We start from the raw sequence: 15,819 nt of genomic DNA on the forward strand, positions 1-15,819 counted from the left end.
AGCCTGGGCGGCGGCCGCCTCGGTGATCTCGATGCGGCGCGGCGCGGCGCCGTCCAGACGGGTCGCCCAGTCGATCACGGCTTCGCCGCCGCGCGCCTGCACGTCGTCGAAAATCTCGCGCACCACACCGGTGACAAAGCCCTCGGTGCGGCGCTGCGGGCGGGCCAGCGCCGCCTTGCGCCCGGCGGCGTCGAGTTGGTTCCAGTCGATACGCTTCATCACATCATCTTCTCGATGGGCAGGACCAGGATGGCCGAAGCCCCTTCCGCCTTCAGTTTCTCCAGCGTCTCCCAGAAGACCGCCTCCTGGCAGACGGCGTGGACGGCCACGGCGTCGTCGCGGCCCGACAGGGGCATGACGGTCGGTGAGCCTGCGCCGGGCAGAAGAGCCGTGATCCGGTCCAGCGCCGCGCGCGGCGCATTCAGCATCACGTATTTGGCCCCTTGCGAGGACACCACGCCCGCCATTCGCTCGACGATGGAGTCCAGCAGGTGCTGCAGCCCGGCCTCCGGCGGCGTCGGAGCCTTGATCAGCACGGCCTGACTGTTCAGCACCGTCTCGCGCGCGCTCAGGCCGTTGGCCTCCAGCGTCGCCCCGGTCGAGACCAGATCGCAGATGGCGGCGGCCAGCTTCAGCCGCGGGGCCACTTCGACCGCGCCGCGCATGGTGACGATGTCGGCGTCCACCCCTGCCTCATCCAGAAAGCGGCGCAGGATCTTGGGGTATGAGGTCGCGATCCGCAGCCCCTGCAACGACGGCGGTCCGGCATAGTCCAGCCCCGGCGGCGTCGCGATCTTCAGCGTGCAGCGGCCAAAGCCCAGCGGCATGACGACCTCGGCGTTCGGCCCGCCGTTCTTCACTTCCTCCAGCACATTCTCGCCGACGATGCCCAGATCGCAGACCCCGTCCGCCACGAAGGTCGGGATGTCGTCGTCGCGCACCCGCAGCAGGTCGATCGGATAGTTCTCGATCCGATACAGCAGGTCGTTGTTGCCCTTGATCACGCGCAGGCCCGCATCGCGGACCAGATCGAGGCTGCGTTCGGCCAGGCGGCCGGATTTCTGGACGGCGATGCGCAGCCGCCCCTGAACCGTACTCATGATCTCAACTCAGGCTTTCAGTCTGTCTAGCACCAGCCGATAGCCCTGGTGCGGCATGTCCTTCAGGGAGCGCGCGACGCGCACGACAGTGGTCGGGCTGGCCGGGGCCTCGGCGGCGATCTCGCGATAGGTCTTGTCCCCGGCGTCCAGCATCCGCGCCACCTGCCACCGCTCGGCCATGGCGCGTAGCTCGGCCGGGGTGCACAGATCGGCCAGAAACGCGTCTGCCTCCTCCCGCGTTTTCAGCGAGAGCAGGGCGTCCAGCAATGCAGTCCTGGCGGCGTTGGTGCTCATGGCGTGTTCCATTATGCTGTAACAATGGAACGGTCAACCGGTTTTCCCGCCTATCGGCCCAACGATGGCGCCAAACGCGGTGGCGCTTCGCTTCCGGCGTCTCTATCTGCGCTGTCATGAGCAAGGTAGTGATCATCGGCGCGGGACACGCGGGGGGCTCGGCGGCGGCGCTGCTGAGGCAGTATGGGCATGAGGGCGAGATCGTCCTGGCGGGGCAGGAGAGTGCGCCGCCCTATCAGCGGCCGCCCCTGTCGAAAGCCTGGCTGAAAGGCGAGGCGGGTCTGGAAGACCTGCTGCTGCGCCCCGAGAGTTTCTACGCCGAGCAGGACATCGCGCTTCGCACCGGCGTCACGGCGAGCGCCATCGACGCGGCGGCCAGGACCGTGACCTTCGCCGACGGAACGGTCGAGACCTACGACGTGCTGATCCTGGCCACCGGTTCGACGGCCCGAAAGCTGGCCATCCCCGGCGTGGACCGGCCCGATCTGCTGGAGCTGCGCACCCTCGACGACGCCGAGCGGCTGAAGGCCGTGCTGGCCCCGGGCAAGCGGTTGGCGGTGGTCGGCGGCGGCTATGTGGGGCTGGAGGCGGCGGCCTCGGCCCGCGTCCTGGGCGCCAAGGCGGTGGTGATCGAGCGCATGGACCGGGTGCTGGCCCGCGTGGCGTCGCAGCCCCTGTCGGCCTTCTTCACCGACTTGCACCGGAAACATGGCGTCGAGATCCTGACCGGCGCCGAGGTCGCGGGGTTCGAGGATGCAGGCGTGCGCCTGGCGGACGGGACATTGATCGCGGCGGACGCGGTGCTGGTCGGCGTCGGCGCCTTCGCCTGCGAGGCTCTGGCGCGCACGGCCGGATTGACGTGCGAAAACGGCGTGGTGGTCGATGAGACGGCCCGCACCAGCGATCCGAACATCTACGCCATCGGCGATGTGACGCGGCGGCCGATCCCGGTCCACGGCGGCGTCATGCATCGGCTGGAGAGCGTGCCCAACGCGCTTGAACAGGCCAAGCAGGCGGCCAGCGCGATCGTCGGCCGCGCGGCCCCGGCGCCGGAAGTCCCCTGGTTCTGGTCTGACCAGTATGACGTCAAGCTGCAGATCGCGGGCGTGCCCTTCGACGCCGACCGCCAACTGGTGCGCGGCGATCCGGCCGGCGGCGCCTTCTCCGTCTTCCACCTCAGCGGCGACAGGATCGTGGCGGTGGAGGCGGTCAACGCCCCGGCCGACTTCATGGGCGGCCGTCTGCTGATCGGGAAGGGAGCGGCGGTGGACGACGCCCTGCTGGCCGATCCGACGGTATCGATCAAGGCGGTCGCCAAGCCCCAGGTGTGACCTGCGTGTGACACCTGTTCCGCAAGTGCGATTTAGTCGCAGGAGTCAGATTGTCGCACCCTGAAATGGTGCTAATGCGAGCCGGTCTCATTCATTGACCGGTTCCTCCCCATGTCCGACACTCGCTCCGCCGCCCTTAAGGCGCTCCTGTTCGCGTCCAGCGCCGCCGGGATGCTGTGCGCCGCGCCCGCGATCGCGGCGGCTGACGAGGCCGCGCCCGCCGATGGGGTGATCAGTCAGGACGCCACCAACCTGGGCACGGTGGATGTGCACGGCCATCGCGTGAAACGCGAGCCGAAAGACCCACAGTTCGTCACGCCTCTGGTCGATACGCCGCGCACCGTGACGGTGATCCCGCAGCAGATCATCGAACAGACCGCGGCCACCTCCTTGCAGGACATCCTGCGCACCTCGCCGGGCATCACCTTCGGCGCGGGCGAAGGCGGGCAGCCCCTGGCCGACCGGCCCTTCATCCGCGGTCAGGCCTCGGGCAACAACATCTTCGTCGACGGCATCCGCGACACCGGCGGCCAGCAGCGCGAGGTCTTCAACCTGGAGCAGGTCGAGGTCATCAAGGGCGCCGATTCCGTCTATTCGGGTCGCGGTTCGGGCGGCGGCAGCATCAATCTGGGCTCCAAGTCGCCGCGTCTGACCAACTTCGTCCATGGCTCGGCCGGCGTCGGCACGGACGACTATCTGCGCGGCACGGTGGACGCCAACTGGCAGGTCGGTCCGACCGCCGCCATGCGTCTGAACGTCATGGCCTCGCAGGGCGACGTGCCGGGCCGCAACGGAGCCGATTTCGACAAGTGGGGTGTCGGGGCTGCGGTCGCCGTGGGTCTGGGTACGCCGACGACGCTGACGGCCAGCTACTACCATCTCGACAGCAATCAGATGCCCGACTACGGCGTCCCGCTCTACACCAAGCTGGGCGGGGCGAACGCGCCGCGTCCGGACGCCTCGGGCATCCTGGACGTGCCCTATGACAGCTTCTACGGCCTGAAGGCGCGCGACTATCTGAACAATACGGTCGACAGCCTGACGCTGGAGATCGAGCACCGCTTCAGCGACACCCTGGCCCTGCGCAACGTCACCCGCTACTCGCAGACGCTGAACGACTATGTCGTCACCAACCCCGGCGACGGGGGCGCGGCTCAGCAGATCAACGGCGTCTGGTGGATGAAGCGGGGCCTGAAGTCGCGCTGGAACCCGGCCGAGACCCTGGCCAACGTCACCGACCTGCACGGCTCCTTCCTGACCGGCGCGATCAAGCACGACTTCGACGTCGGCCTGGAGCTGTCGCGCGAGAAGAACCGCAACGCCTCCTATACGGTCACGACCCTGACCGGCACGGCCTGCCCGGCTCCGTTGACGGGCTTGGACTGCACCCAGGTCTATGCGCCGAACCCGAACGACCCGTGGACGGGCACGATCACGCGCGGTCTGGTCAGCACGACCGACACGGATTCCGTGGGGGTCTACGCCTTCGACGCCATTCACCTCAGCGACAAGCTGATCGTGAACCTGGGCCTGCGCTGGGACGATTATTCGGTCGACGCGGTCAACGCCTCGGGCACGGTTTCGGCGCCGGTCTACAAGCCGGTCAGCAGCGGCTGGGACTTCGTCAACTATCAGGTCGGCCTGGTTTACAAGCCGACGGCAAACAGCAGCATCTACGCTTCCTATTCCACGGCCTCGACGCCGCCGACCATTTCAGCCGGGGATCAGAACGGCGGCACGGGGACGGGATCGGGCGATCTGGCCAATGTCGTGCTGGACCCGGAAGAGACCGAAAACTTCGAGATCGGCGCCAAGGCCAATCTGTTCGGCGACCGCCTGGCGCTCAGCGGCGCCCTGTTCCACCTGACGCGCAAGAACGCGGCCATCCTGATCTCCGGCTCCGACTATGAGCAGGTCGGCGAAGCCAAGGTCCAGGGTCTGGAACTGGGCGTGTCGGGCAACGTCACCGACAAGTGGCAGGTCTTCGGCGGCTACACCTGGATGGATTCCGAACTGGTCAACGGCGCGGTCAACAAGGGCGCGCAACTGGCCAATACGCCCGAGCACAGCGCCAGCCTGTTCACCACCTATCGCGTCCTGCCGAAGCTGAGCCTGGGCGGCGGCGTCTATTACGTCTCCAAGTCCTGGGGCGGGAACCAGGGCGGGGCCGGCGGCGGCGCCAACCGCGTCTATGCGCCGGAATACACCCGCGTCGACCTGTTCGCCTCCTACGACATCAGCGACCGCGCCTCGGTGCAGCTGAACGTCCAGAACGCCGGGGATGAGGAGTACATCATCCGCACCAACGGCGTGCACCACGCCGATGTGGCCCCGGCGCGCCAGGCCATCCTGACGCTGAACGTCCGCTACTAAGAGGCCGCGTTTCGCGTCATCATGTCGGCCCCGTCGTTCGTTCGAGCGGCGGGGCCGATGCGTTTCCAGACGGTGAGAGAGCCATGCTGCTGCACATCCCCGAAGTCTTCACCAAGGCCGAGGTGCAGGCCCTGCGCCAGACGCTGGACGCCGGGCCGTGGGCCGACGGCAACATGACCTCGGGCCATCAGTCGGCGACGGCCAAGAAGAACCTGCAACTGCCCGAGGACAGCGCCCAGGCGCGCGAGGTATCGGCCCTGGTCGTCCAGGCCCTGAACGCCAATCCGATGTTCGTCTCGGCCGCCTTGCCGCACACGATCTTTCCGCCCCTGTTCAACCGTTATGAGGGCGGCGGCGAGTTCGGCACGCACGTCGACAACGCCATCCGCCAACGCGACGGCCATCGCATTCGCAGCGATCTGTCGGCCACCCTCTTCCTGTCCGAACCCGAGGACTATGACGGCGGCGAGCTGATCATCGAGGAGATGTACGGCGCCCAGTCGGTCAAGCTGCCAGCGGGCGATCTGGTCCTCTATCCGTCCAAGAGCCTGCACCGGGTGACGCCGGTCACGCGCGGGGCGCGCGTCTCCAGCTTCATGTGGCTGCAGAGCCTGATCCGCGACGACGCCGATCGCGAGAACCTGTTCCGCCTCGACGTGGCGATCCAGCGCGTCAATCTGGACAAGGGGCCGAAGGATGCGGCGGTGATCGAGCTGACCGGCGTCTATCACAACCTGCTGCGGCGCTGGTCCGAGGTCTGACGCTTCCTCAGGCGTCGTCCAGCATGGCGGCGAAGGCGGGGGTCATGCGCTCGACCAGGCCGTCGGGCGTGCGTTGCGTGAAATGAGCGGCCAGGCCCAGGGCATCGGCCAGTTCGGGCCCCTCGATCGGGCCCAGCACGGTCAACGCCGTGGCCAGGGCGTCGGCGCGCATGGCCGAGGCGTCGAAGACCGTGACCTGGGCCAGGCCGTTGTCGACCGGCCGCCCCGTCGCGCCGTCCAGGGTGTGCGAATAGAGCCGCCCCTCATGGGTGAAGGCGCGGCGCCCGTCGCCCGAAGTCGCCATGGCCAGGTCGAGCAAAGCCGCCACCGTGCGCGGCGCGGGCGATCCGGCGACGGCCTCGATCTCGACCCACCAGGGTTGGGCGTCGGGCTTGACGCCGCGCCCCTTCAGTTCGCCGCCGATCTCGACCAGGTGCGAGGTCGCGCCCAGGGCGCTCAGCCGGTCCGAGACGCGATCGACCGCATGGCCCTTGGCGATGCCCGAGAAGTCCAGCTTCATGTCCCCGATCTGGATCGCCGCCTGGGCTTCGCGGTGCAGCCGCAGTTTCTGCCAGCCCGAGACGGCGCGCGCCGCCTCGACCTCTTCGTCGGACGGCAGGGGCAGCAGGACCGAGCGCGGCCCCGGCGGGCCGAAGCCCCACAGGTCGACCAGGGCGCCCAGGCTGGGATCGACCGCGCCGTTGACGTCGTCGGCCAGATCCAGCGCCTGGGTCAGCAGGGCCCAGAAGTCGTCCGACAGAGCCCAGGTTCCGGCCGGGGCGGCGTTGAAGCGGCTGATTTCGCTGTCGGCCTCCCACGGGCTGAAGACGGCGACGATGCGGGCCAGTTCTTCCTCGATCGCCGTCGCGAAGTCGCCCTGGGCGGCGCCCGGCGGCGGAACCAGCCGCACCGACCAGGTCGTGCCCATGGTCTCGCCCGACAGGGACCAGATCAGGTCGCTGGGCGGCCGTTCGGGCGCGCCGGTCATGGGCGGGATCAGAACGCGGTCGTCGCGTCGGCTGTCGTCCGGCCCTCCGATCAGGATCGGCGAGGGGGCGGAGGCGGATCGTTTCATGGGCGGCGCAACGGTCTGGCTGAAAGAGACGAAGGCCCCTTATGACCGGGATCGTTCAGCGGGTCACGGCGACGCGCACGGCGCGCAGTTCGGACGATCCGGTCCCGGCGGCGGTATTGGCCGCGCCCCAGCGGAAGGGCACGCGCACGGACTCGCGCCCGCCCATCTCGCGCGCCGCCTCGACGACCAGCGTGTACTGCCCGGCGGGCAGGTTCCGCAGGCGCGCGCCGGGCACGGTGACGGCATGCCGTCCGGGGGCCTTGGTCGGGCCGGAGATTCCGTCGGCGGGCATGGCCATGGCCCGGCCGCCCTTGCGCCACCAGGCGCGCAGATCCCTCAGCCAGTCGGTGCCGTCGCCCTGACTGTTGCGGCTGCCGGGGTGATACCAGACGGCCAGGGTCTGGACGGCGCTCTGATCTGGCTTCTCGATCCAGACGGCGACATAGGGGCGGTGATAGGCGGCGCTGTTGATGCGCGGCAGTTCGATCGACACCGACAGGTCGGCGGCCAGGGCGGGCACGGCGGCCGCCGAAAGACCCGCAGCGGTCAGGATCAGGGGAAGCGGACGCATGAGGCGGCTCCTCAATGGATGAAGAACAGGGCGAGCACGACGGGGATCAGCAGCCCCAGCCCGACCAGCGGCCAGGTCAGGGGCCGCCGCCAGGCGTGCAACCACAACAGGCCCAGCCCCGTCAGGGTGAAGACGATGCAGGCGACGGCGAAGGCGTCGATGAACCAGAACCAGGCCGCGCCGGTGTTGCGGCCCTTGTGCAGGTCGTTCAGCCAGGCGACCCAGCCGCGCGTGGTCTTTTCATGCAGGGCCTCGCCCGTCGCCCGGTCGATGGTCAGCCAGGCGTCGCCGCCCGGCATGGGCAGGGCGACGTAGATTTCCTCGGCTGTCGTCTCGGTCGGCTTTCCAGCGATGCGGACGTCGAAGGCCGCATCCGCCCAGCGCGCCACGGCGTCGGGCGCGGGATCGGTCGTCTCCTGCGGGAACGCCGCCAGCCGCGCCAGCAGAGGGGCGGGCAGGACGGCGGTCTGTTCGCGCACGATCGGCTCGGCCGGGATCTGTGCGGCGTGGTTCAGGGTGACGCCCGTCACGGCGAACAGCAGCAGGCCGATCATGCTGACCGCCGCCGAAATCCAGTGCCAGCTTTGCAACTGCCTCAACCAGAAGGCGCGCGCGGGCGGCCGTGCGGCCTTGGCCTTCGGCTGGGCGGCGGGCTTGGCAGGAGAGGCGGCGGCGTCGGTCACGACAACGGCCTTGCCACGAAATGCAAATGACTTGCAACCGCGACTGTCGGCGCCGCTGATCCGGTCAGGCGGCCTGGGCCGTCTCGCCACGCGACAGGACCAGGCGGATGGCGTTCAGCAGGGCCTCGGGCTGGATCGGCTTCTGCGCCACTCCGTCCATGCCCGCCGCCAGGTAGGAGGCTTCGTCGCGCGGGTCGGCGTTGGCTGTCAGGGCCAGGATCGGCAGGGAGGCGGCCGGGCTGGGCAGGGCGCGGATGGCGCGGGTGGCGGCGACCCCGTCCATCACCGGCATCTTCACATCCATCAGGATCAGGTCGAAGGGCGCCGTCGTCACGCGATCAATCGCCTGGCGGCCGTTCTCGGCGGTCTCGTGGGTGCAGCCGAACAGCTTCAGCACCTGACCCGCGACGAAGCGATTGGCGGCGTTGTCGTCCACCACCAGCACGTGCAGGGTCGCGTGGGCGGTCGGGTCAGCGACGGCGCCGTCTTCGCGCCGTCCGTCGGCCTCGGCCAGCGGCAGGCGCAGGTCGAAGCGGAAGCGGGCCCCGCCCTGGGGCGAGCGCTCGACGCTCAGACGCCCCTCCATGCGGTCGATGATCTGGCGACAGATGGCCAGGCCCAGCCCGGCGCCCGCGCCCTGGCGGCCCGCCTCGCCGGTGTTGAACGGCTCGAAGATGGCGCGCGCGGCGTCTTCGCTGACGCCGGGGCCGCTGTCGTCGACTGTGGCCGACAGGCGCACCTGTCCGTCCTCCAGCGCGGTGGCCAGGCGCACCTCGACGGCGCCGCCTTCCGTGAACTTGAGGGCGTTGCCGATCAGATTGTTCAGCAGTTGCTTCAACCGCATCTCGTCGCCGATGATCCAGCGCGCGGCGCGCAGATCGCCGTGGACGCGCAGGTCCAGCGTCTTCTCCTCGGCGCGGGGGCTCCACAGGGCCGACAGGTCCGCCGTCACTGTCTGCAGATCCAGCGGGGCGGGCTCCAGCGTCAGCATCCCGGCTTCGGCGCGGGACATGTCCAGCGCATCGGTCAGCAGGCGCAGCAGGCTGTTTCCGGAGTCCAGGATGGTGCGGACGTGAGGGCGCAGATCCTCCTGCGTCAGCTGCCGCTCCATCAGGGCGGCCACCCCCAGCACCCCGTTCAGCGGCGTGCGGATCTCATGGCTCATGACGGCCAGGAATTCGGACTTGGCCCGGCTGGAGGCGCGGGCTTCGGCCTCGGCGCGGACCAGGTTCTGGGCCAGCTCGGCCATGGCCTCGGCGCGGCGCTTGTGGATCGCCACTCCGGCCTGAAGCACGTGCAGCCCGGCGCCGACCCCGACATAGCGGCCGCGCGAGACGACGATGAAGCCTTTCAGCAAGGCGCCCAGCCCCGCCGTATCCATCGAGGCGAACAGGACGTCGGCGGAGGCGTCCGCCTCGACGATCATGGGCGCCGGGTCCATCAGCGCCGAGACCGGGCGTCGGGCGTAGAGGGCGCGGCCGAACTCGGCGGCCAGCTTCAGGGTGAAGGCGTTGCGCTCGATCAGGCCGACGGGCCGCCCGTCGGCGTCGGCCACAGCGATGACCAGGGTCTCGGGCTCGGCCTCGAAACGGGCCAGGGCGTCGGCCCCCGGCGCGTCCGGCGCCATGGGCGCCGAGGCGTCCACGAAGTCTCCGATTCTGGCCATTTCCAGCCGTCTCCTGCTTCTTGCGAGAGCAGGGTTAGGCCAGGGCGCTTAACAGGCGATTTGCCGGAAGTGAATGTTTTGCAAGGCTAATCTGACAGATAATCCGAGAGCGGATAATCAGAGACGCGCCAGTAGTTCGGCCGCGAAGGTCGACAGGCTGTCGTCGCGCGCGCCCATGACCACGATCCGGTCGCCGGGCTGGGCGATCTCGACGATGCGGTCGCCGCAGTCGGCGCGGGTGGCCAGGGCCTGCGCCTGACGACCCGCCGCGCGCACGCCCGCCGCGATGTCCTCGCTGCCGACGCTGCGGTCGGTGGTGCCGCCGTAATAGACCGGCTCGGGCATCAGCAGCACGTCGTCATGGCGCATCAGACCGGCGAAGCCTTCGATGAACTCACGCTGCATCAGCTTCAACGGGCCGAAGCCGTGCGGCTGGAACAGGATCAGCAGCCGCCCGTCGAAGGCGTGCAGGGTCTTCAGGGTGGCGGCGATCTTGTCCGGGTTGTGGGCGAAGTCGTCGATGACGGTGACGCCGTTTCGCGCGCCCACCACCTCCAGCCGCCGCCGGATGCCGCTGAAGGTCTCCAGCGCCGCGACCGCCTGATCCATGCCGACGCCCAGCGCCTTGACCGCGCCCAGCGCCGCCAGCGCATTGGCGACATTGTGCGCGCCCGGCACGTTCAGCCGCGCCGCTCGCGCAGCCTCGCCGCGCACGCGCAGTTCGAACGTCATGCCGGTGGGCAGCGGCTGCAGGTCGTGCGCCGACAGATCGGCCTCTTCCTCGCCCAGGGCGAAGGTGATCGCCTTGCCCGTCTCCAGCGTTTGCGCCAGCGCCGCCGTCTCGGGGTTGTCGAGGTTCAGCACCGCCGTCGTCGCCCGGCCGACGAAGCCGCCGAACAGGTCGCGCAGCTCCTCCATCGACTTGTGGTCCAGCGAGATGTTGGAGACGACCGCCACGGTCGGGTCATAACGGGCGATGGAGCCGTCGCTCTCGTCCACCTCGGCCACGAACAGGTCTGGTCCGCCGATCAGGGCGCTGGCGAACGGATGGTCTGCGTCGGCGAAGTTCTTCATCACCGCCCCGTTGACCACGGTCGGCGCACGGCCCGCCTGATCCAGGATCCAGGCGATCATGCCTGTGATGGTGGACTTGCCGCTGGTGCCCGCCACGCCGATCGAAGTCGGAGCCGCGTTGAACAGTTCGCTGAGCAGCTGCGGCCGGGTCTTGATGAGGGCGCCGACGCGCTTGGCCGCGCCGATGTCGGGCACCGTGTCCTCGACCGCGCCGGTGGCGACGACCACCTGATCCTTGCTGATCACGCCCGATCCGTCCTGCGGGTGCAGGGTTACGCCGTGGGCGCGCAGCCAGTCGAACTTGTCCGGCGTGCGGCCCTGATCCAGGGCGCGATCGGAGCCCGCGATGCGGTTGCCTTGCGCCTGAACGATCATCGCCAGGGGCAGCATGCCGGAGCCGCCGACGCCGCAGAAGAAATAGTCTTTGTTCATCGGCTTGATTTCGGGGCTGGAAACCGGGGAATGTCCGGCGGCCTGACTAGCACGTGAGGCGCCCGAGGCCACCCCGTCCATGCAGACCAGACCGTTCCGAATCGGCGTCGTCAACGCCAGCTCCCGCCTGGACCCCGCGCGGGGCGAGGCGATCCGGGCCTGGGCGGCGGCGACCTGGCCGAGCGGCGAGGTCGAACTGGTGCTGCATCCGGCCCTGTTCGAGGCGCACGGCCATTTCGGCGGCGACGACGCCACCCGCGCCCGCGCCTTCGTCGAGACCGCCAACGACCCCGATATCGACGCCGTCTGGTTCGCGCGCGGCGGTTACGGCGCCTGCCGCATCGCCGAGGCGGTGATCCCCGAACTGACCGCCCATGCCTACGCCAAGCGTTACCTCGGCTATTCCGACGCAGGCAGCCTGCTGGCGGCGCTGTATCGCGCGGGCTTTCCCCATGTCGCGCATGGGCCGATGGCTTCGGATGGGTCGCGCCATGACGCCACGGGCCTGCGGGCGGTGAACTGGCTGCGGAGCGGCGACGCGGCGTCGCTGGAGCCGTCCCTGCTGACTGATCCTCGGCCCGCCGTCGGCTTCAACCTGACCATTCTCAACGAACTGGTCGGCACGGCGATCGAGCCGGACCTGACCGGCCACGTCCTGATGCTGGAAGAGGTGTCCGAGGCCCTCTATCGCGTCGACCGGATGATGTTTCACCTGACCGGCCAGGCCTCGATTCGCCGGGTCGCGGGCATTCGTCTGGGCCGGGTGTCGGACGTCACCGCCAACGACCCGGACTTCGGCCTGACGGCCGAGGAGATCGTGCGGTACTGGTGCGTGCGGTCGGGGATTCCCTATCTGGGCGGCGCCGACATCGGCCATGACCGGGACAACAAGGTCGTGCCCTTCGGTCGGCGTGGCTGAGGCGCGTTCAGCCTCTCAGGATCAGGCCGTCGGGCCGCGCCTCGAAGGCCGACAGCCGGCCGAGGAAGCTCATGCCCAGCAGGGCCGCGGGCATGTCGCGATCGACGACCAGCGCCTCGACCGAGGTCATCTCGACCCCCGCCACCGACAGGGAGGTCAGCAGAACCCGCGCGGCGGGCACCTGGCCCGAGGCGGTGTTCAGCGTCTGGTTGAAGTCATGGGGTTTCAGCCGCACGCCCAGCCGTTCGGCGTCGGCGCGGCTCAGCGTCACCACGCTGGCGCCGGTGTCGACGAGCATCCGCATCGGCCGCCCTTCGACCGTCGCCTCGGCCCAATAGTGGCCGTCGGCCGCGCGCGTCACCGACGGCGCCTCCTTCAGGGCCACGGCGGCGTAGGCCTGGGCCGGGCCTTCCCACCACATCAGGGCGCCGATGCACGCCGACGCCGACGCCAGGGCGGCGGCGAAAACGACAGCGGAGCGCGGGTCAAAGCGGATCATGAAACGGACTATGCCGCCTTGATCTTCCCATGCGGTGAAGCGACGTGGCGAACGAAAGGTTGACGATCCAGGGTCTTCATTCGCCCAGCAGGCGAGGATCGATCCGGCCTTTGCGGCTCGGAAGGTCGGTCATGACGGCGGCGCGGGCCTCGTCCGTCATCCGGCTCCAGGTGGCGATCTCCTGAAGCGTGCGGAAACAGCCCAGGCACAGGCCCGACGCGCCGTCGACGGTGCAGACCATGACGCATGGGCTGGCGACGCGGCGCGGCGGGCGAGGAGCGGGAGCTTCGGTCATGATTCGTGACGCTATCGCTACAATGAGTCCGAGAGCGGACTATAATTCTTGACTTTTTCCACAGCTTCGCTATCTTCATCGTCGACGCGAAACGACTGACAGGGTGAGAGTCCCAATAAGCACGACGTGTCTTCTTTCATCGTTCAGCGAAAGGAGACGCCAAAAATGAACGAAAACAAAGAGCGCAATCTCCAGCACGCCATGCTGTCCTTCGCCCTATTCGGCGGGATGCTGGTGAACACGAAGCAGATGAACGGCGCAGGCGACCGCGTGGTCAGCCATCCGTCCAACTTCGTGCCCATAACGATCAAACGGCCGCGCGCGTAGTCGCGAGACTGGATGATCCAGCCAGAAGCCCCGGTCAGAACGACCGGGGTTTTTTAATTCCGCCCTTGCCATCGCGCCGCGCCCTGGCCGACACCCACAGCTTCATTGGAGAAGAGGAAGCGCGTCATGGGTCTGATCGTCGAAGAGCGCAAAGGCGCGGTCATGGTCTGGACCCTGGATCGGCCCGACCGTCTGAACGCCCTGCCGGACCTTGAGGACGGCGAGGCTTTCGCCGCCGCCTGCGATGCCGTCAACGCCGACCCCTCGATCCGCTGCGTGGTGATGACGGGGGCCGGACGCGCCTTTTCGGCGGGCGGCGACCTGAAGGCGATGAAGGACCGCCGCGACCTGTTCGAAGGCTCGGGCGCCGCCATCCGCGAACGCTATCGCCGCGTCGTCCACCGCATCGTGCGCGCACTCTACGGCCTGGAGGTTCCGCTGGTCAGCGCTGTCAACGGCCCGGCCATGGGGTTGGGCTGCGACATCGCCGGGCTGGGCGACATCCGCATCGCCTCGGACCGCGCCAGCTTCGGCGTGCCCTTCATGAAGCTGGGCATTATTCCCGGCGACGGCGGCTCGTGGCTGCTGCCGCGGAACATCGGCTACAACCGCGCCGCCGAACTGTTGTTCACCGCCCGCTCGATCGACGCCGCCACGGCCGAGCAATGGGGTCTGGTCAACCGCGTCGTTCCGCATGAGACCCTGATGGACGAGGCGATGGAGATGGCCGGTCAGATCGCCGCCCAGCCGCCCCAGGCCCTGCGCATGGCCAAGACCCTGTTGCGCCAGGGCCGCGACATGAATTTCGACCAGATGCTGGAGCTGTCCGCCGCCATGCAGGCCCTCGCTCACCTGACCGACGACCACATCGAAGGCGTGACGGCGGTGCTGGAGAAGCGGGCAGGGGAATTTACGGGGAGCTGAGTTCCTCTCTTCCGCTCACCCCGGCGGACGCCGGGGCCCAGTGAGAGCCGCGTGCACCGCGCCTGCCCATTCCGCCTCCGCAAGTGAGCCAAAGCACTGGGTCCCGGCGTCCGCCGGGATGAGCGGAGAGGAGGGCGAGAAGCTAACAAAAAAGGGGCCTCGCATGAGGCCCCTTTCCGTTCTTATCCCGATCCGCCCTTACGCCCGGGCGGGGGCCTTCATGGCGCGCGCAGCGGGCACGCCGGTCGAGGCGGTCTCGCGTTTGGCGCCGGCCGTTTCACCCGGCTTCATGAACTTCACCAGGACGCGCTGACCGATCAGCAGCGGGGCTTCGTCGACGGCGACCACCACCTCGACCACGCGCTCGTCGGTGCGTTGCGAGGGATCGTCCGAGGCCAGCTTGCGGGCGCCGAAGACGGCGGCGCGGCGCAGCACCTTGCCGACATAGACCTTGGACGGGTCGCCTTCGGGGGTGATCTCGACGGCCTGATCGACGGCGACGTTGGGGATGTCGGCTTCGACGATCTCGGCGCGGGCGATGCGCGGGGCGGCCGGCTCCAGGTCGAACATGTTCGACACGTTCAGGGTCGAGGCGCCGGCGCCGGGGTTGGCGTAGCGGCGCACGATGCGGCCGTCGGCGGGGGCGCGGATGACCGTCATCTCGACGTTGTAGGCGGCTTCATCGCGACGGGCGCGGGCGCTCTGCACCGCCGACTGCTGCGAGCCGAGGCGGGCCTGGGCCTGGGCGATGGCGTCGCGGGCCTGGTCCAGACGTTGGGCGGCGACGAAGTTGGTGGCGACCAGCTTCTGCAGGCGATCATACTCGCGCTGGGCCGTGGCGATGTCGACGTTGATCAGGCGCAGCTGGCTTTCGGCTTCGCCCAGGGTGGCCGAGGCTGTCTGCAGCGCCAGGCGCGGTTCGTCGTCTTCCTGGCGGGCCAGGATCTGACCGGCCTTCACCAGGTCGCCTTCCTGCACCAGAACCTCGCGCACCACGCCGCCGCGGCGGGCTGCGATCTGGATGATGCCGCCCTCAATGTCGATCTTGCCGTTGGCGATGGCGGAGTAGGGGCTTTCGACCTTCTTCTCGGCGGCCTGGGCCAGTTCGGCCTTCTTCGCGGCGCCGGCCTTCTGCACCATGCTGAAGCCGACGATCAGCACGATCAGCAGCGCCAGGCCGATCCAGAGCCATTTGTTTTTCAGAAATGCGGGCATGTGAGTCCTCAGAGGATCGGGGTCAGTGCGAGGCCAGGACGGCGTCGGGATTGGGGGTTCGGCGCTGATCGTCGATGATCACGCCGTCTTCGATGTGGATGACCCGGTCGGCCCAGGCTTCCAGGCGCGGGTCGTGGGTCACGCAGATGACGGCGGCGCCGTGCTCGGTCGCCGCGCGCCGCAGCAGGCGGATCACGATCTGGCCGTTCTCGCCGTCCAGAGCCGAGGTCGGTTCGTCGGCGAACAGGATCTGCGGATCCTTGGCCAGGGCGCGGGCGAT

General features: G+C 68.9%; 16 protein-coding genes and 2 pseudogenes. 6 read left to right on the forward strand and 12 right to left on the reverse strand.

Annotated features, from left to right (window positions below):
* From B2Y21_RS05640 to B2Y21_RS05650, 3 genes and pseudogenes are all read right to left on the reverse strand, one after another.
* Positions 1-219, reverse strand: a pseudogene (locus tag B2Y21_RS05640) (histidinol dehydrogenase); the annotation flags it as partial.
* Positions 219-1,100: an ATP phosphoribosyltransferase gene (gene hisG, locus B2Y21_RS05645; protein ID WP_292057809.1), complete on the reverse strand. Its 882-nt coding sequence runs from the start codon at positions 1,098-1,100 to the stop codon at positions 219-221. The pseudogene B2Y21_RS05640 and the gene hisG, both read right to left, overlap by 1 nt.
* A 9-nt stretch (positions 1,101-1,109) precedes the next feature.
* Positions 1,110-1,394 carry a YerC/YecD family TrpR-related protein gene (locus B2Y21_RS05650; protein WP_292057811.1) on the reverse strand — a complete coding sequence of 95 codons (285 nt, stop codon included), beginning with the start codon at positions 1,392-1,394 and terminating at the stop codon, positions 1,110-1,112.
* 116 nt (positions 1,395-1,510) lie between these two features.
* Between B2Y21_RS05650 and B2Y21_RS05655 the strand changes: the two genes are divergently transcribed.
* The 3 genes from B2Y21_RS05655 (at position 1,511) to B2Y21_RS05665 (ending at position 5,859) form a co-directional block, all read left to right on the forward strand.
* Positions 1,511-2,725, forward strand: a complete 1,215-nt coding sequence (locus tag B2Y21_RS05655) for an NAD(P)/FAD-dependent oxidoreductase (RefSeq protein ID WP_292057813.1) — start codon at positions 1,511-1,513, stop codon at positions 2,723-2,725.
* Positions 2,726-2,836: 111 nt separating this feature from the next.
* Positions 2,837-5,098 carry a TonB-dependent receptor gene (locus tag B2Y21_RS05660; RefSeq protein ID WP_292057816.1) on the forward strand — a complete coding sequence of 754 codons (2,262 nt, stop codon included), beginning with the start codon at positions 2,837-2,839 and terminating at the stop codon, positions 5,096-5,098.
* 83 nt (positions 5,099-5,181) lie between these two features.
* Entirely contained in the window at positions 5,182-5,859 is a 678-nt protein-coding gene (locus B2Y21_RS05665; RefSeq protein ID WP_292057818.1) for a Fe2+-dependent dioxygenase, read from the forward strand.
* 7 nt (positions 5,860-5,866) lie between these two features.
* Here B2Y21_RS05665 and B2Y21_RS05670 read toward each other — a convergent pair whose 3' ends face one another.
* From B2Y21_RS05670 to B2Y21_RS05690, 5 genes are all read right to left on the reverse strand, one after another.
* Complete coding sequence (locus tag B2Y21_RS05670; RefSeq protein WP_292057820.1) at positions 5,867-6,934, reverse strand: FAD:protein FMN transferase; 1,068 nt, start codon at positions 6,932-6,934, stop codon at positions 5,867-5,869.
* 55 nt (positions 6,935-6,989) lie between these two features.
* Positions 6,990-7,505, reverse strand: a complete 516-nt coding sequence (locus B2Y21_RS05675; RefSeq protein ID WP_292057821.1) for a DUF2271 domain-containing protein — start codon at positions 7,503-7,505, stop codon at positions 6,990-6,992.
* An 11-nt stretch (positions 7,506-7,516) separates the two neighbouring features.
* Complete coding sequence (locus B2Y21_RS05680; protein WP_292057822.1) at positions 7,517-8,188, reverse strand: PepSY-associated TM helix domain-containing protein; 672 nt, start codon at positions 8,186-8,188, stop codon at positions 7,517-7,519.
* A gap of 64 nt (positions 8,189-8,252) precedes the next feature.
* A complete protein-coding gene (locus B2Y21_RS05685; protein WP_292057824.1) occupies positions 8,253-9,854 on the reverse strand; it encodes an ATP-binding protein in 1,602 nt (533 codons plus the stop codon).
* A gap of 117 nt (positions 9,855-9,971) precedes the next feature.
* A complete protein-coding gene (locus B2Y21_RS05690) occupies positions 9,972-11,360 on the reverse strand; it encodes a UDP-N-acetylmuramate--L-alanine ligase (RefSeq protein WP_292057825.1) in 1,389 nt (462 codons plus the stop codon).
* A 79-nt stretch (positions 11,361-11,439) separates the two neighbouring features.
* On the opposite strand from B2Y21_RS05690, the gene B2Y21_RS05695 reads away from it, so the two are divergent.
* Positions 11,440-12,279 carry an LD-carboxypeptidase gene (locus tag B2Y21_RS05695; RefSeq protein WP_292057828.1) on the forward strand — a complete coding sequence of 280 codons (840 nt, stop codon included), beginning with the start codon at positions 11,440-11,442 and terminating at the stop codon, positions 12,277-12,279.
* Between the two features lie 7 nt (positions 12,280-12,286).
* On the opposite strand, the gene B2Y21_RS05700 is transcribed toward B2Y21_RS05695, so the two are convergent.
* Together B2Y21_RS05700 and B2Y21_RS05705 are read right to left on the reverse strand one after the other, a co-directional pair.
* Positions 12,287-12,778, reverse strand: a complete 492-nt coding sequence (locus B2Y21_RS05700) for a retropepsin-like aspartic protease family protein (RefSeq protein ID WP_003166129.1) — start codon at positions 12,776-12,778, stop codon at positions 12,287-12,289.
* A 76-nt stretch (positions 12,779-12,854) separates the two neighbouring features.
* The gene (locus B2Y21_RS05705; protein ID WP_292057830.1) at positions 12,855-13,073 is read right to left on the reverse strand and encodes a DUF1289 domain-containing protein; all 219 of its coding nucleotides are present in this window, start codon (positions 13,071-13,073) and stop codon (positions 12,855-12,857) included.
* A 165-nt stretch (positions 13,074-13,238) separates the two neighbouring features.
* Between B2Y21_RS05705 and B2Y21_RS05710 the strand changes: the two genes are divergently transcribed.
* The gene (locus B2Y21_RS05710) at positions 13,239-13,400 is read left to right on the forward strand and encodes a hypothetical protein (RefSeq protein ID WP_162938831.1); all 162 of its coding nucleotides are present in this window, start codon (positions 13,239-13,241) and stop codon (positions 13,398-13,400) included.
* A 126-nt stretch (positions 13,401-13,526) separates the two neighbouring features.
* Positions 13,527-14,324, forward strand: a complete 798-nt coding sequence (locus B2Y21_RS05715; RefSeq protein ID WP_292057832.1) for a crotonase/enoyl-CoA hydratase family protein — start codon at positions 13,527-13,529, stop codon at positions 14,322-14,324.
* A gap of 198 nt (positions 14,325-14,522) precedes the next feature.
* On the opposite strand, the gene B2Y21_RS05720 is transcribed toward B2Y21_RS05715, so the two are convergent.
* Entirely contained in the window at positions 14,523-15,539 is a 1,017-nt protein-coding gene (locus tag B2Y21_RS05720) for an HlyD family secretion protein (RefSeq protein WP_292057834.1), read from the reverse strand.
* A gap of 22 nt (positions 15,540-15,561) precedes the next feature.
* Positions 15,562-15,819: pseudogene (locus B2Y21_RS05725) on the reverse strand (ABC transporter ATP-binding protein); the annotation flags it as partial.

This window comes from Brevundimonas sp. UBA5936, assembly GCA_002430835.1.
GTDB lineage: Bacteria > Pseudomonadota > Alphaproteobacteria > Caulobacterales > Caulobacteraceae > Brevundimonas.

Coding starts and splice junctions, on each gene's coding strand:
- B2Y21_RS05715 (WP_292057832.1), top strand. CDS start 13,527: ATGGGTCTGATCGTCGAAGAGCGCAAAGGCGCGGTCATGGTCTGGACC.
- B2Y21_RS05660 (WP_292057816.1), top strand. CDS start 2,837: ATGTCCGACACTCGCTCCGCCGCCCTTAAGGCGCTCCTGTTCGCGTCC.
- B2Y21_RS05685 (WP_292057824.1), bottom strand. CDS start 9,854: ATGGCCAGAATCGGAGACTTCGTGGACGCCTCGGCGCCCATGGCGCCG.
- B2Y21_RS05720 (WP_292057834.1), bottom strand. CDS start 15,539: ATGCCCGCATTTCTGAAAAACAAATGGCTCTGGATCGGCCTGGCGCTG.
- B2Y21_RS05700 (WP_003166129.1), bottom strand. CDS start 12,778: ATGATCCGCTTTGACCCGCGCTCCGCTGTCGTTTTCGCCGCCGCCCTG.
- B2Y21_RS05695 (WP_292057828.1), top strand. CDS start 11,440: ATGCAGACCAGACCGTTCCGAATCGGCGTCGTCAACGCCAGCTCCCGC.
- B2Y21_RS05665 (WP_292057818.1), top strand. CDS start 5,182: ATGCTGCTGCACATCCCCGAAGTCTTCACCAAGGCCGAGGTGCAGGCC.
- B2Y21_RS05690 (WP_292057825.1), bottom strand. CDS start 11,360: ATGAACAAAGACTATTTCTTCTGCGGCGTCGGCGGCTCCGGCATGCTG.
- B2Y21_RS05650 (WP_292057811.1), bottom strand. CDS start 1,394: ATGAGCACCAACGCCGCCAGGACTGCATTGCTGGACGCCCTGCTCTCG.
- B2Y21_RS05670 (WP_292057820.1), bottom strand. CDS start 6,934: ATGAAACGATCCGCCTCCGCCCCCTCGCCGATCCTGATCGGAGGGCCG.
- B2Y21_RS05675 (WP_292057821.1), bottom strand. CDS start 7,505: ATGCGTCCGCTTCCCCTGATCCTGACCGCTGCGGGTCTTTCGGCGGCC.
- hisG (WP_292057809.1), bottom strand. CDS start 1,100: ATGAGTACGGTTCAGGGGCGGCTGCGCATCGCCGTCCAGAAATCCGGC.
- B2Y21_RS05710 (WP_162938831.1), top strand. CDS start 13,239: ATGAACGAAAACAAAGAGCGCAATCTCCAGCACGCCATGCTGTCCTTC.
- B2Y21_RS05655 (WP_292057813.1), top strand. CDS start 1,511: ATGAGCAAGGTAGTGATCATCGGCGCGGGACACGCGGGGGGCTCGGCG.
- B2Y21_RS05705 (WP_292057830.1), bottom strand. CDS start 13,073: ATGACCGAAGCTCCCGCTCCTCGCCCGCCGCGCCGCGTCGCCAGCCCA.